This is a genomic window from Dokdonella sp., assembly GCF_017744955.1.
In the GTDB taxonomy this organism is placed as follows: Bacteria; Pseudomonadota; Gammaproteobacteria; order Xanthomonadales; family Rhodanobacteraceae; genus Dokdonella_A.
In genome coordinates, this window is record NZ_JAGIAG010000001.1 from 470,547 (window position 1) to 483,711 (window position 13,165).

The 13,165-nt window shown below is 69.9% G+C and carries 14 protein-coding genes; 3 read left to right on the plus strand and 11 right to left on the minus strand.

What is annotated here, in order from left to right; translation table 11 throughout:
* Window positions 1–118: 118 nt before the first annotated feature.
* The 3 genes from J7520_RS01920 to J7520_RS01930 all read right to left on the minus strand — a co-directional run bounded on the left by J7520_RS01920 (window position 119) and on the right by J7520_RS01930 (window position 3,940).
* Window positions 119–1,900 carry a potassium/proton antiporter gene (locus J7520_RS01920; RefSeq protein ID WP_291183214.1) on the minus strand — a complete coding sequence of 594 codons (1,782 nt, stop codon included), beginning with the start codon at window positions 1,898–1,900 and terminating at the stop codon, window positions 119–121.
* 72 nt (window positions 1,901–1,972) lie between these two features.
* Window positions 1,973–3,469 carry a YifB family Mg chelatase-like AAA ATPase gene (locus J7520_RS01925; RefSeq protein WP_291183216.1) on the minus strand — a complete coding sequence of 499 codons (1,497 nt, stop codon included), beginning with the start codon at window positions 3,467–3,469 and terminating at the stop codon, window positions 1,973–1,975.
* A 201-nt stretch (window positions 3,470–3,670) separates the two neighbouring features.
* Complete coding sequence (locus J7520_RS01930; protein ID WP_291183219.1) at window positions 3,671–3,940, minus strand: accessory factor UbiK family protein; 270 nt, start codon at window positions 3,938–3,940, stop codon at window positions 3,671–3,673.
* Window positions 3,941–4,351: 411 nt separating this feature from the next.
* Between J7520_RS01930 and J7520_RS01935 the strand changes: the two genes are divergently transcribed.
* Window positions 4,352–4,690 (plus strand): P-II family nitrogen regulator, encoded by a 339-nt coding sequence (locus J7520_RS01935; protein WP_291183221.1) that lies wholly within the window; start codon window positions 4,352–4,354, stop codon window positions 4,688–4,690.
* A 72-nt stretch (window positions 4,691–4,762) separates the two neighbouring features.
* Here the strand turns inward: J7520_RS01935 and J7520_RS01940 are convergent, their stop codons facing one another.
* Complete coding sequence (locus J7520_RS01940) at window positions 4,763–5,320, minus strand: TMEM165/GDT1 family protein (RefSeq protein ID WP_291183222.1); 558 nt, start codon at window positions 5,318–5,320, stop codon at window positions 4,763–4,765.
* 325 nt (window positions 5,321–5,645) lie between these two features.
* Here J7520_RS01940 and J7520_RS01945 point away from each other — a divergent pair, with 325 nt between their 5' ends.
* Complete coding sequence (locus tag J7520_RS01945) at window positions 5,646–7,223, plus strand: winged helix-turn-helix domain-containing protein (RefSeq protein WP_291183224.1); 1,578 nt, start codon at window positions 5,646–5,648, stop codon at window positions 7,221–7,223.
* Window positions 7,224–7,271: 48 nt separating this feature from the next.
* Here the strand turns inward: J7520_RS01945 and J7520_RS01950 are convergent, their stop codons facing one another.
* The 4 genes from J7520_RS01950 to J7520_RS01965 all read right to left on the minus strand — a co-directional run bounded on the left by J7520_RS01950 (window position 7,272) and on the right by J7520_RS01965 (window position 10,418).
* On the minus strand, window positions 7,272–8,414 hold the full coding sequence (locus tag J7520_RS01950; protein WP_291183226.1) for a serine hydrolase: 1,143 nt from the start codon (window positions 8,412–8,414) through the stop codon (window positions 7,272–7,274).
* A 235-nt stretch (window positions 8,415–8,649) separates the two neighbouring features.
* Window positions 8,650–9,720 (minus strand): serine hydrolase domain-containing protein, encoded by a 1,071-nt coding sequence (locus tag J7520_RS01955; RefSeq protein WP_291183228.1) that lies wholly within the window; start codon window positions 9,718–9,720, stop codon window positions 8,650–8,652.
* Window positions 9,721–9,863: 143 nt separating this feature from the next.
* On the minus strand, window positions 9,864–10,175 hold the full coding sequence (locus tag J7520_RS01960) for a hypothetical protein (RefSeq protein ID WP_291183230.1): 312 nt from the start codon (window positions 10,173–10,175) through the stop codon (window positions 9,864–9,866).
* Window positions 10,176–10,190: 15 nt separating this feature from the next.
* Window positions 10,191–10,418 carry a hypothetical protein gene (locus tag J7520_RS01965; protein ID WP_291183232.1) on the minus strand — a complete coding sequence of 76 codons (228 nt, stop codon included), beginning with the start codon at window positions 10,416–10,418 and terminating at the stop codon, window positions 10,191–10,193.
* 174 nt (window positions 10,419–10,592) lie between these two features.
* Between J7520_RS01965 and J7520_RS01970 the strand changes: the two genes are divergently transcribed.
* Window positions 10,593–11,186, plus strand: coding sequence for a GNAT family N-acetyltransferase (locus J7520_RS01970; RefSeq protein WP_291183233.1), 594 nt, complete (start codon window positions 10,593–10,595; stop codon window positions 11,184–11,186).
* Between the two features lie 78 nt (window positions 11,187–11,264).
* Here the strand turns inward: J7520_RS01970 and J7520_RS01975 are convergent, their stop codons facing one another.
* From J7520_RS01975 to J7520_RS01985, 3 genes are all read right to left on the minus strand, one after another.
* Window positions 11,265–12,152 (minus strand): RNA polymerase sigma-70 factor, encoded by an 888-nt coding sequence (locus J7520_RS01975; protein WP_291183235.1) that lies wholly within the window; start codon window positions 12,150–12,152, stop codon window positions 11,265–11,267.
* 82 nt (window positions 12,153–12,234) lie between these two features.
* Entirely contained in the window at window positions 12,235–12,645 is a 411-nt protein-coding gene (locus J7520_RS01980; RefSeq protein ID WP_291183236.1) for a cupin domain-containing protein, read from the minus strand.
* A gap of 32 nt (window positions 12,646–12,677) precedes the next feature.
* Window positions 12,678–13,157 carry a carboxymuconolactone decarboxylase family protein gene (locus J7520_RS01985; RefSeq protein ID WP_291183238.1) on the minus strand — a complete coding sequence of 160 codons (480 nt, stop codon included), beginning with the start codon at window positions 13,155–13,157 and terminating at the stop codon, window positions 12,678–12,680.
* Window positions 13,158–13,165: the final 8 nt, after the last annotated feature.

The following is a 13,165-nucleotide window of genomic DNA, read 5'->3' on the forward strand; positions in this document are numbered from 1 at the left end:
TGGCCCCGAAGGCATCGACGACGCACGCGGTCCGTCTTCTCCGACGGGAGGAAAACCACAGCTCCGCCAGCGCCGAACCGATCGACGACGGAATGCATGACGTTGCCCGCGCGCGTTTTCAACGCTTCCCGAACAAGCGCGCGACACCGTCGAACAGCCGCGCCGGCCGCGCCAGCGCCGTGCCGAGACGTTCCAGTTTCAAGCCGACCTTGGCCACGCCGTCGTCGGACAGCTCGCGTGCGACCAGGGTGACCGGGCCGAGTCGCACGCGGTCGCCGATCTCGATCGTATGCTCGAAACGCTGCGCGAAGTGCTCGGCCAGGGTCAGCGGCGCGTCCTTGGCGCGCACGGCCAGGCCGTAGAACTCGGCGACGTCGGCGAGGCGCACGTCGGCGTCGAAGCTGAACTCGCCGAACAGCTCGCGCTCGGCTTCGCGCGCCTCGTCCGGCGGCGCGAACAGCCAGTCGAGCCGATAGACGCGGCCGGGCGGCGCGAGCAGGTAGGCGTAGTCGCCGGGCGTCAGGGTGCCGGCCTCGTCCGTGGTCAGGATCTCGCCGCCGCGCACGACCATCGTCAGCTGTGCCCAGCCCGGCACCGACGCGCCGCCGAGGATGCGCGCCTCGGCCGCGACCGGATAGCCGACGAGTTCGCGTTCGAGCGAACCGGGCAGGTCCAGTTCGACGCGGCGGATCAGCCGCTCGCGATGCGGCAGCGCGACGTCGAACAGGCGCGCGGCGAGGCCCAGCGTCCAGCCCTGCACCAGCAGCGAGACCAGCACGACGACGAAGGCGACGTTGAAGACCAGCTGTGCGTGCGGCAGCTGCGCCAGCATCGGGATCGAGGCGAGGAAGATGCCGACCGCGCCGCGCAGGCCTATCCAGGAAATGAACGCGATCTCGCGCTTGCCGTAGCGTCGCAGCGGCGCCAGGCAGGCCACCACCGCCAGCGGCCGGCCGACGAACATCAGGAACGCGGCCACGCCGAGCGCCGGCAGCAGCGATTGCAGCAGCAGCCGCGGCGAGGCGAGCAGGCCGAGCACGAGGAACATCGCGATCTGGCACAGCCAGGTGGCCGCGTCGAGCGTGCCGAGCAGGTTCGTCAGTCCGCCGCTGACGCGATTGCCGACCATCAGCCCGGCGATGTAGACGGCGAGGAAGCCGCTGCCGTGCAGCTGGCCGGTGATGCCGAACACCAGCACCGCGGCGGCCAGCGCGAACAGCGCCGACAGCGCATGATCGAGCTGCAGGCGGTTCAATCCGCGCGCGATCGCGCCGCCGCCGACCACGCCGGCGATGCCGCCGATGCCGAACTCGACGACGAATTCCTGCACCAGCGCGAGCGGCGACAGGCCCGCCGGCGTGGTGACGTACTGGACCAGCAGCATCGTCAGCAGGATCGCGGCGGGATCGTTCGCGCTCGATTCGATCTCCAGCGTCGCGCCGACGCGCTCGCGCAGCTGCAGGCCGCCGGCGCGCAGCAGGAACAGCACGGCGGCGGCGTCGGTCGACGCGACCACCGCGCCGACGAGGAAGCCGGTCATCGCGTCCAGCTGCAGCAGCCAGCTCGCGGCGACGCCGGTCAGCACCGCGCTCAGCAGCACGCCGATCGTGGCCAGCAGCATCGTCGGTGCCAGTACCCGGCGCACGGTGGCGAAGCGCGTGCGCAGGCCGCCGTCGAACAGGATGATCGCCAGCGCCAGCGAGCCGAGTTCGTAGGCGCCGCTGTAGTCGTCGAAGGCGATGCCGCCGGGACCGTCGGCGCCGGCGAGCATGCCGATGACCAGGAACACCAGCAGCAACGGCGCGCCGAAGCGACGCGCGATCACGCTCGAGGCGATGCCGACCAGGACCAGCGCCGATGCCGCGGCGAAAACCCAGTAGATGTGCTGGATGATGGTCATGCGCCGATCATAACGTCGTCGTCGGCATTCCCGATCGGGAATGCCGTCGGTTTTCGGCGACGGGCCGGCGACTCACTCGCCGAAGCGGCGGTGCTGGATCGCTTCGGACAGATGCGTCGCGTCGATGCGGGCGCTGCCGGCGAGGTCGGCGATCGTGCGCGCGACGCGCAGCACGCGGTGGTAGGCGCGTGCGGACAATCCGAGGCGTTCGACCGCGCGATCGAGCAGGCCATGTTCGCTCGCGGACAAGGCGCAGTCGCGCTCGACTTCGCGATTGCTGAGCCATGCGTTCGGCTTGCCGGCGCGTTCGAGCTGCAGCCGGCGCGCGGCGCCGACGCGTTCGCGCACGACGGCGCTGCTCTCGCCGCCGGCGGCGTCGCGCAGCTCCGCGTGCGGCACGCGCGGCATGTCGAGCTTCAGGTCGATGCGGTCGAGCAGGGGGCCGGAGATGCGCGCTCGGTAGCGCGCAATCGCCTCCGGCGTGCAGCGGCAGCGTCCGCTCGGATCGCCGGCGTAGCCGCACGGACACGGGTTCATCGCGGCGATGAGCTGGAAGCGCGCCGGGAATTCGACCTGGCGCGCCGCGCGCGAGATGGAGATGCGGCCGGATTCGAGCGGTTCGCGCAGCACCTCGAGCACGTGCCGGTCGAACTCGGGCAGCTCGTCGAGAAAGAGCACGCCGTGATGGGCGAGCGAGATTTCGCCGGGGCGCGGGATCGAGCCGCCGCCGACCAGCGCGACGGCCGAGGCAGTGTGATGCGGGTGGCGGAAGGCGCGCTGCTTCCAGGTCGCGACGTCGTTGTCCTGTCCGGCGACCGAGCGTATCGCCGCGAGCTCCAGGGCTTCGTGTTCTTCCAGCGGCGGCAGGATGCCGGGCAGCCGGCTCGCCAGCATGGTCTTTCCGGTTCCGGGCACGCCGCTGAGCAGGAGGTTGTGGCCGCCGGCCGCGGCGATCTCCAGCGCGCGGCGCGCCTGCGGCTGACCGCGCACGTCGGCGAGGTCGAGCGTGTCGGCGAACGCGCAGGGCGCGGCAACCGCGACGGCGTTGCCGAGTTCGGCGCGCCCGGTCAGATGCGCGCAGACCTCGAGCAGCGAGTCGGCGACGCGCACGTCGGCTTCCGCGACCAGCGCGGCTTCGGCGCCGTTGCCGCGCGGCACGATCACGCGCCTTCCGACGCGCGTGGCGTGCAGCACCGCCGGCAGTACGCCTTGCACCGCGCGCAGCTCGCCCGACAGCGCAAGTTCGCCGACGAACTCGTGGCCGGCGAGCGCTTCGCGCGGCAGGCCGCCGTTGGCGGCGAGGATGCCGAGCGCGATCGGCAGGTCGAAGCGGCCGCCGTCCTTGGGCAGGTCGGCCGGTGCCAGGTTCACCGTGACCTTGCGCTGCGGGTAGTCGAGCTGTGCGTTGAGGATCGCGGCGCGCACGCGATCGCGCGCTTCCTTCACCGCCGCCTCCGGCAGGCCGACGATCGACGTGCCGGGGAGACCGCCGGACAGGTGCACCTCGCAGGCCACCAGCGGTGCGGCGACGCCGGCCTGCGCGCGCGTGTAGACGACGGCGAGGCTCATCGGAGGCCGGGCTCCGGTTCCGGAAAAAGGCCCGCCACCCCTGCCAGGGGGTGAGCTGCGCGGGGCGGCGGGCTTCCCGGGAAAACGTCGAATGGATGCGGAGGCGAGATCATCGTGGCGATCGCGGGCACGAGCTTCCCCGTCGGCGCCGCGCGACCGTCGGCGCTCGTGTCGTGGCAACGCGTGTCGGCGGTGGCGGCGCTAGTGTTTCGGCTGCGTCGTCGCCGCGCCGACCAGGCGCTCGAGCGCGAGGATCTGCTGCTCGAGCTGCTCGATCTTCTCGCGCGTGCGCAGCAGCACGCAGCGCTGCACGTCGAATTCCTCGCGCGTGACCAGATCGAGCTGGCGCAGCCCGGACTGCAGCGCGCTGCGGAAATTCGCGGTGAGGTCGTCGCGCGCCTGCGCGAGACCGGGCGGAACCAGCGCGGCGAGTCGCTGCGCAAGGTCGTCGATGGATCGAAGCTCGATCATGGCTCACCCCTTCTGGGCATGATTCGGATGGTCGGATGACGCACCGCGCGGCCTGTGCCGGTCGCTGCGGCGTGGAACTTGCCGGCACCGAGGTGCCGCCGCCGCGGGCGCATCGGCGTCCGCGGCGAAGAACGTGGTACGGCAACGCCCGCGCCGTCCTGGCGCTCGAACGGACTCGATCCGTGAGGTCCGGTTCGCGGAATCCTTGGGGTCGACCGGCGGCGGGATTGGCCCGCCGCCGGTCGGAAGCTTCCGTGCGGCGCCGGTCCTTCGGCGCTGCCCCCATACCGGAAAGTCTAGCGGGCGCGGATCGCCGCGCCAGCCGACTGTTTCGGATTTGCGTGTAGGAAATTTCCTACACGAATCGACCCGGCTATAGTCGTAACGACATTTCATGGCGGGAACTGACAGATGCACATGGTCATGGCGATCATCAAGCCCTTCAAGCTCGACGAGGTGCGCGAAGCGCTCGCCGAGGTGGGCGTCCAAGGCATCACCGTCACCGAGATCAAGGGCTTCGGGCGCCAGAAGGGCCACACGGAGCTGTATCGCGGCGCCGAGTACGTGGTCGACTTCCTGCCCAAGATCAAGCTCGAGGTCGCGGTCAGCGACGACCAGCTCGAGCGCGTCGTCGAAACGATCGCCAATACCGCCAACACCGGCAAGATCGGCGACGGCAAGAGCTTCGCCTGGAAGCTCGACCGGGTGATCCGCATCCGCACCGGCGAGCTCGATGCGGATGCGTTGTAGAGCGGGGATTGGTGATTCGGGATTCGTGAGGGGCGCGCAAAAAGGCGCCATCGCGTCTCCTTTCATCACCGGCTAGCGCAGCAGGATCCACACGCCCAGCGCGGCGAACAGCAGCGCGGCGCCGATGCGCGCGGCCTTCAGCGGCAGCTTCTCGGCGAAGCGCGCGCCGAGCCAGACCACCGGCACGTTCGCCAGCAGCATGCCGATCGTGGTGCCGGCGACGACCTGCCACAGCGGCTGGTACTGCGCCGCCAGAACGACCGTGGCGACCTGGGTCTTGTCGCCCATCTCGGCCAGGAAGAAGGCGATCACGGTCGCGATCAGCACGCCGCGGCCGGCGCCGCGCATCGCGCCGTCCTCGTCGGCCTTGTCCGGGATCAGGGTCCAGGCGGCGACGGCGAAGAAGCTCAGCGCGACGATCCATTTCAACGCGTCGGGCGACAACCAGGCCGAGACCAGCGCGCCGACCGAGCCGGCGATCGCGTGATTGACCAGGGTCGCGACGAAGATGCCGATGCAGATCGGCCACGGCCGCCGGTACTTCGCGGCGAGAATCAGGGACAGCAGCTGCGTCTTGTCGCCGATCTCGGCGATCGCGACCGCGGCGGTCGAAACGAGCAGGGTTTGCATGGGAACTCCGGCGGGCTGGGGCAGTGGACGCAATGATTCCGCGCGCGCCGCCCCGGCCCGGGTCCGACGTGCGAGAACCAAAGGTCTTGCCGGGCGATCCGGAACGATCGCTGCGCGCCATGGCGTGTTCGCCAAGTGTGTTGACGCGCTTGCCGCAACGCATCGCCGCGGCCGGCTACTCCCCAATGGAGCGCGCGGAGTATAGAGCAGTTGGACGGGCGCGGCATCCGGTCGTCGGCCGGCCGCACGGTGCGCCGGCGGGGACGCGCGATCGGAGGGCGGGACCGGCAGCTCGCGTCTCGCGCATGGCATACGATGCGCGCCGATGAGTGCCGCCCGTCCGCCGATCTACGTCCTCGACGACCTGCGCGTCGATCTCGCCCGCCAGCGCGTGACGCGGGCGCAGGCCGAACTCGACGTGGCCGGACTCAGCTTCCAACTGCTGCGCTACCTGCTCGAGCAGGGCGACCGCGTGGTCGGCTTCGACGAGCTGATCGAGCGCGTATGGGCGCCGGCGGTGGTCAACGAGGAGACCGTCACGCAACGGATCAAGCTGCTGCGCCAGGCGCTCGGCGACGACGGACGCAATCCGCGCTACGTCCGCTCCGTGCGCGGCCGCGGCTATCAGCTGTGCAGCGCGCCGCAGCGGCTGGAAGCGGAAACGGTCGCCGCCGCGCCGCCGCGCAGGCGCGCGTACGCGATCGGCATCCTCGGCGTCGCCACGCTGCTGGCGGCACTCGCCGTGGCGCTGCATCGGCCTGTCGCGCCGGCGGCGCCGGCGAATGCGCGGGACGAGCTGCTGCAGCGCGCCCGCTACTACGCCGGCATCGGCCAAGCCGACAACAACGAGCGCGCCATCGCCTTGTACGAGGAGGCGTTGCGCGCCGCGCCCGACGATGCCGCGGCGAGCGTCGGCCTCAGCCGCGCGCTGAGCGCACGCATGTGCCTGTACAACGGCGCGCCGGACGCGGCGGCGCGCGCGCAGGCACTGGCCGAGGCGGTGATCGCGCGCACGCCCGGCGACAGCGCGGCGCACAACGCGCTGGCCTATGCACACGACTGTCGCGGCGAGATCGACGCGGCGATCGCCGAGTACGAACGCGCCTTCGCGCTCGACCCGTCGGCGCGCGCCGACAGCCGCGCCTCGGCGGCGAACCTGTACGCGATCCGCGGCCGTCTCGCCGAGGCGCTGGAAAGCAATGTCGCGGCCGAGCGCTCCGGCGCGAACCTGCGTTTTCTGGATCTGCAGATCGCGCGCAACCTCGAGCTGCTCGGCTTCGACGCGGCGGCCGAGCGGCGCTACGCGAAGATCTTCCGCCTGTATCCGGACAACGTGTTCGGCAACGTCGCCTGGCCGCGCTTCCTGTTCGTGCAAGGGCGCTACGCCGAAGCCGAGGCCGCATTGGCCGAGGCGCTCGACCGTCCCCGGCACCCGCAGCTGTTCCTGCTCGCCGGCGAGCTCGCGCTCGTGCGCGGGAATCGACCGCGCGCGGCGGAGGGGTTCGGCGAGGCGGTCGCGCTGCGGCCGCACCAGAGTTTCCCGACGACCTTGGCGCGTCTCCACGGCGTGCCCGCGGCGACTCCCGACGAACTCGCCGAGCGTGCCGCCGCGGTCGCGGAATCCGCGGCCGACCTGCCGGACGCGTGGATCGAGGTCGCCCTGCTGCGCAGCGGCGCCGGCGATCGCGTTGCCGCCGTCGCCGCGCTCGGCCGCGCGGTGGACGGCGGTTTTCGCGATCAGGCCTGGCTGCGGACCTCGCCGCTGTTCCGCCCGCTGGCGGACGAGCCCGGCTTCGCCGAGGTGGTCGACCGGATCGGTCGCGCGCTAGCCTCCGAGCGCGCGACCGTGCTGGCTGCCGCCTGGCTTCCGCCGGAGCTGATCGAACCGAAGTCGCATGACTGAACCTCCGTTTCGAGCCTCCGGCGGAGCCGCGCATCGGCTCGACGCGGATCAGCGGGCCGCGCCCGCCGCCGGCGCAGCGGCGAGAACGAGATCGCGGAACAGCTCCTGCGATTGCGCGTGCGCGTTGCGCTGGTTGTAGGCGCGGCTGGTGATCACGGCGACCAGGCCCTGCTCGGGCAGGACGAAGACGTAGTTGCCGCCGTTGCCGCTCATCGCCCAGACCGCGCGATCCTTGCCGTCCACGGCGTAGTGGAAGCGCCAGATCAGATAGCCGTACTCGGCGTCCTCGCGCGCCTTCGCGTGCGGCGTCAGCATCGCCTCGACCCAGCGGGAGGAGATCACCGGCCTGCCCTGCCAGCGGCCCCCGTCGGCGAGCACGGCACCGATCTTGGCGATGTCGCGGCTGCGGTAGCGTGTGCCGCCGCCGCCCATTACGATGCCGTCGGGCGAACGGTTCCACTGCGACGTCGCGATGCCGAGCGGTTTCTCCAGCACCTCGGCCGCGAACGCGTCGAGGGACCTGCGTGCTGCCCGTTCGACCACCGCACCGGCGACGAAGCTGCCGGCCGTGCAGTAGGAGAACGCGCGGCCGTACGGGCTGTCCGCCGGCTTGGCCATCCACGGCGCGAATCCCTTGATCGGCAGCTCGAGCGCGAAGCGCAGCCAGTTCTCGGTGACGTACATGCGTTCCTCGTTGCCGCTCGAGAACGGATTGTCGTCGTCGCATTCCCACAGCGAACTCATCGTCAGCAGGTCTTCCAGCGTGAACGCCTCCTTGCGCGGATCGGCGTTGCGCAATGGGCCGAGGTCGCGGAAGTACGGGTAGACCTTCGCCGATGCGTTCGCAATCAGGCCGCGATCGATCGCCACGCCGGCCAGCGCGGCGGTCAGCGTCTTCGTCGCCGAACGCATGTCGTTCGGCGTGTCGCGCGCGCCGCCGTTGAAGTACTGCTCGTAGACGAGCCGGCCGCGGTCGGCGACGAGGACGCTAGTGATGCCCTTCAGGTCCTGCGCGGCGATGCGCGTCTGGATGTCGCCGAGCTTAGCCGTGTTCCAGCCGAGCCGGCCGGCGTCGGCGCTGCGCCAGCCGTCGGCGAGTTCTTCGGGCACCCGGTAGGCGGCGGGTTCGGCGCCGGCCAGGGCGGGGGCGAGCAACAGGCCGATCAGCCATGTCCAGTTCCAAGGTCGCATGACGCACTCCGTTCGAAAGGAGGCGCCAGTCGAGCGCAAGGGCGGATGAAGTGCCGGAAAGGCGAATGAAGAACAATGAAGGCGGCCGATCGGCGCGGTGCGGCGGGCCGACCGCCGCGACGACGGCCCGCGTCGGGAGACGCCTGGCCGGGACCCGGGCGCCGAGCGGGCGGGTGGTCGAGCGGGGGCTTGCGCGGATTCCGGCGCGCGGAGCAGACGCGGAGATCCGCCGCGCTCACTCCACCGCGCGTTCGGCGATCCGCGCGACGAACTCGTCCAGGTCGGCAGCGCCCGTATTCGCCAGCACGACGATGGTGAGGTCCGGATCGAACACGTGAAACAGCTGCGCCTGCGCGCCCATGATCCGGCCGGGTCGTTTCACGACGCGGCGCGGAACGCCGCCGAGCTTGGTGTCGTACGACCACAGGCCGTAGCCGTAGTCGTCGAGTCCCGGCGTGAACATCCGGTCGAGCGATTCCTGGCGCAGCAGCTTCCGTCCGAACAGCGCCTGCGCGAACCTCGCCAGATCCGCGGTCGTCGAGTAGAGCGCGCCGGCGGCGTACCAGTTCTCCGGATACGCCGGCAGGTCCGGCGACAGCGCCTTCAGGTCGTCGCGATAGAAATAGGTATCGGCGAGCCCGGCGACGACGTCGCTCTGGTGCAGGAAGCCGCTGTCCTTCATTCGCAACGGATCGAGGATCTTCTCCTTCAGCACGCGCTCGTAAGGAGCGCCGTACAGGCGCTCGATGATCTTGCCGAGCACGACGTAGTCGCCGTTGTTGTAGTCGAACGTCGTGCCGGGCGCGTGCACCGGATCGCCGCTGCAGAAATCGACCAGCAGCTGATCGCTGGTGTACGGCTTCTGATAGGTCGGCAGGCCGTTGCGGATCGCATCGGCGGCGTCGGTGACCCGGTCGAAGTTCGGCAGGCCCGAAGTGTGGTTCAGCAGCTGATGCACGGTGATCGTGTCGCCGCCGCGGCCGGTGTAGTCGGTCAGGTAGGTGCGGATCGGCCGCTCCAGGTCGAGCTTGCCTTGCTCGCGCAGCTGCAGGATCAGCGTCGCCGTGAACAGTTTGGTGATCGAGGCGATCTTGTACTTCGTCTGCGTGCGGTTCGGAACTTCGAAGGCGAGGTTCGCCAGGCCGAAGCTGCGCGCGTAGTCCGGCTTGCCGGGGCGCGAAATGCGGATCGAGCCGCTGAAGCCATGCTGCTTCGCATAGGCCTCGATGAAAGCTTCCGGCACGGCCGCTCGCGCCGGCGCGGTGTGGGCGAGCAGCAGGACGACGAGCGAGAGGAACAGTTTCACGGGCGACTCCCGACGGACGATGACCGCCTAGGAGACGGTGTCCGGATCGTCGGTTGCGCGGAGTTCGGGAAACGGCCGGTCGGAAACGAAAACAGCCACGCAAGCGTGGCCGTCTCGATTCACACGGTACCGATGAGCGCCGGTCAGCCCGGAGTCGCCTCGCGAGTCGCCGTCAGTCCGCCGACGACCTTGCCTGCCGCCTCGCCTTCGCGCCGTCCGAGTTCGCGGGCGGTTTCGGCCAGCCATGCGTTCGCGCTGGCTTCGCCGTCCTCGCGTAGGCGGCGCTGGTATTCCGGCAGGAACTGGAGGAACGCCGCTTCGAGCGAAGCCTTCTGGTCCTCGTAGTGGCGGGCCAGCGCGGTCTCGTCGTCGGCGCTGATCAGGTCGTTGGCGCGCATTTCGGCCAAGCTGGCCAGATAGACGCGCCGTTCTTCCTCGGTTCCTGCGTTGCTCATCGTGAGAACCTTGCCTTAGTGCTGAAGCGCCTGGCTGAAGCCCTGACCGAAGCCCTGCGTGAAGTTGTCCAGGAACGACTGCTGCGCGTTCTGGTTCATGCCGGACTGGCCGAGCAGGTTGTTCAGCAGGCCACCAGCGGCGCCGCCGAGCAGGTTGCCGAGCATGCTGGTGAGCTGGCTGAGCAGCGGCTTGACGATGCTGCTGAGGACTTGAGTGAGCGCTCCGCCGACTACGTTACCCATGACGCGTTCTCCCTTAGCAAATGTGTAATTGACGGCGTCGTTCGCCGCGGTCGCGCCCGCGCCGCGGACGTGGCAGCTAGTTTCCTTGCCGCCGGTTCAGGGTCAATCTAGGGCGTGCCCGACCTCGGGATTGCCCTAGGTCCGCAAAGACCGCGCCTCGCTTATTGAATGACCATGACCTCCGACGCCTCCCCATCTGCCGTAAGCGCCTCCACTCCGACCGAGTTCCTGCAGACGCGTCGCATGCAGCTGGTCGATCTCCACTACGGACAATCACTCGATCTCCTGCGCCTCGGCCTGGAAAGTCGCGTTGCGCGCCATATTCTCGATGCGCCTCTGGACACGCTGCGCCAAGTCGTCGGCATGATCCAGCATACGCAGCGCACCGTGCTCGAACGGCCCGGCCTCGGCATCTGGTACGCGACCGACACGCGCGGGCAGTTCATCGGCATCTTCTCGCTGATGCCGAGCACCGAGATCGGTGAGATCGAGATCGGCACGCGCCTGCTGCCGCGCGCATGGGGGCGCGGCTACGCACTCGAAGGCGGCGCGGCGCTGTGCACCCATGCCTTCGAACGGCTCGGCCTGCCCCGCCTGATCGGCCTATGCACGCCGGACAACCGCTCGGTGCCGCCGTTGCTGCAGCGACTCGGTTTCGAGCCGGACGGCCGGACCGAACAGTTCGGCCGGCCCGCGCTGCGGTTCGCGCTGCCGGCAGTCGCGTATCGCGGCATTCGCCGGCGGAAGGCGGAGGTAGCGGTCGACTGACGGATCGGCGCGATGGCGCGGACGGGCTGAGAACCGGCGGGCACGATCACACCGCGAGGGCCGCCCGATGCGCCGGCCCTATTCCAGCGAGACGAGCTGCCGAGCGGCGATGCGCGCGAGCTTGTGCGGATTGCGCTGCACGTAGATGCGCAGCACCTTCTCGCCGTCGGTGTCGTAGGACTGTGCCGACTCCAGCTCGCCGTCCAGATAGCGCAGCACGCCCCAGCGGCCGTTGATCGACGCCAGCTCCACGCGCATGTCGCGCCCGGAGCCGAGCGTGGCTGCGTAGAAGAGCTGCGCGATGCGCCGACCGCCGACCATCGGCTCCGGAAAACTGGTGACGATGCCGCCGCCGTCGCCGACGAGTTCGGCGGATTCGGCGAGCAGGTCCTTCAAGGCGGCGAAGTCGCCGCCCGACATCGCTTCGACGAAACGGCGCATCAAGCGCCGATGCGCCGCCTCGGACACGGCATAGCGCGGCCGTGCTTCGCGCAGCTGGCGCTTGGCGCGGTGCACGATCTGCCGGCAGGCGGTCTCGGTCTTGCCGAGCAGGTCGGCGATCTCCGGGTAGTCGACGTCGAACACCTCGCGCAGCAGGAACGCCGCGCGCGCGTCGGGCGCGAGGCGCTCGAGCACGGTCAGGAACGCGATCGACAGATCGCTCGAGGCTTCCTGCAACTGTTCCGGCGTCGCCGGGCCGTCGGTGAGCACCGGCTCGGGAAGCCAGATGCCGGCATACTTCTCGCGCTCGACGCGCGCCTGGCGCAGGCGATCGACGGCGCGATGCGTCGTGGTGGTGACCAGCCAGGCTTCCGCATTCTCGATGCGCGCGACGTCGGCGTCGTGCCAGCGCGTCCATACGTCCTGCACCACGTCTTCGGCCTCGGCGAGCGAGCCGAGCATGCGGTAGGCGGCACCGAGCATGCGCGGCTGCAGTCGGCTGAAGATGTGGACGGGATCTTCCATACGGACATCGGCACGGCCCATGTACCCATTGTGGCACGCACCGATGTCGTTCATCGCGCGCCGCTCGCGCCGCGCGGCCCGCTCATTCGGCCGGAATCAGCGCCGGCTTGCCCTTGTCCTTGAGCAGGACCGCCAGGAATCGCGCGGGCTCGTCCTTGCTGGCGTTGCGTCCGATGGTGTGCAGGTCGTGCGGGCCCTCATGGAAGGTCTGGCCGGCGTGCAGGGTCACCGGCGTGCCTCCGGCGACACCCATGACGATCGATCCCTGCAGGACGTAGATGAAGGCGTGTGCGTCGTGGCGATGGACCGGATCGGCTCCGCCCGGCGGATAGTCGACGAGCAGCATCACCGCTTCCTTGCCCGGGAATTCCGGCAACTCCTGCGTCGTCAGCATCGTCACCGTCGGAGCGGGAGCGGCGGCCGCGGGACCGGCCGCCGCCGCGGCGCCGGAACAGAGCAGGGCCAGCAGGCCGAGTGGAACAATCGTGCGCATGGCAATCTCCTCGAATGTGTGTGGCCGCGGGCTCAGGCCAGATTGGCCTTGTCCAGGCCGAACGGCTTGTCCAGGCTGCCCGGCACCGAACGGAAGGCGACGTTGGCGCGGTTCCACGCGTTGATCGCCATCACGGCGTAGCTCAGGTCGCTGAGTTCCTTCTCCGACCACTGCGTGCGCACGCGCTCGTAGACGTCGTCCGGCACGCCTTGCGGCGGCAGCTGCGTGAGCGCTTCGGTCCAGGCGAGGGCGGCGCGCTCGCGCGGTGCGAACAGCGTCGATTCGCGCCAGATCGCGACGTGATGCAGGCGCAGCGGGCGTTCGCCGCGGATGGTCGCCTCCTTGACGTGCATGTCCACGCAGAACGCGCAGCCGTTGAGCTGCGAAGCGCGGATGTTGACCAGATCGAGGATCGACGGCTCGATCGAGGACTTCTTCACCTGCAAGCTGAATTCGACGAACTTCTTGAACAGGTCGGGGGATTGCTGCTGATAGTCGAGACGCTGGCTCATGCGAAAGC

Coding starts and splice junctions, on each gene's coding strand:
- J7520_RS01960 (WP_291183230.1), bottom strand. CDS start 10,175: ATGAGCAACGCAGGAACCGAGGAAGAACGGCGCGTCTATCTGGCCAGC.
- J7520_RS01945 (WP_291183224.1), top strand. CDS start 5,646: ATGAGTGCCGCCCGTCCGCCGATCTACGTCCTCGACGACCTGCGCGTC.
- J7520_RS01970 (WP_291183233.1), top strand. CDS start 10,593: ATGACCTCCGACGCCTCCCCATCTGCCGTAAGCGCCTCCACTCCGACC.
- J7520_RS01920 (WP_291183214.1), bottom strand. CDS start 1,900: ATGACCATCATCCAGCACATCTACTGGGTTTTCGCCGCGGCATCGGCG.
- J7520_RS01985 (WP_291183238.1), bottom strand. CDS start 13,157: ATGAGCCAGCGTCTCGACTATCAGCAGCAATCCCCCGACCTGTTCAAG.
- J7520_RS01980 (WP_291183236.1), bottom strand. CDS start 12,645: ATGCGCACGATTGTTCCACTCGGCCTGCTGGCCCTGCTCTGTTCCGGC.
- J7520_RS01925 (WP_291183216.1), bottom strand. CDS start 3,469: ATGAGCCTCGCCGTCGTCTACACGCGCGCGCAGGCCGGCGTCGCCGCA.
- J7520_RS01940 (WP_291183222.1), bottom strand. CDS start 5,320: ATGCAAACCCTGCTCGTTTCGACCGCCGCGGTCGCGATCGCCGAGATC.
- J7520_RS01975 (WP_291183235.1), bottom strand. CDS start 12,152: ATGGAAGATCCCGTCCACATCTTCAGCCGACTGCAGCCGCGCATGCTC.
- J7520_RS01950 (WP_291183226.1), bottom strand. CDS start 8,414: ATGCGACCTTGGAACTGGACATGGCTGATCGGCCTGTTGCTCGCCCCC.
- J7520_RS01935 (WP_291183221.1), top strand. CDS start 4,352: ATGCACATGGTCATGGCGATCATCAAGCCCTTCAAGCTCGACGAGGTG.
- J7520_RS01930 (WP_291183219.1), bottom strand. CDS start 3,940: ATGATCGAGCTTCGATCCATCGACGACCTTGCGCAGCGACTCGCCGCG.
- J7520_RS01965 (WP_291183232.1), bottom strand. CDS start 10,418: ATGGGTAACGTAGTCGGCGGAGCGCTCACTCAAGTCCTCAGCAGCATC.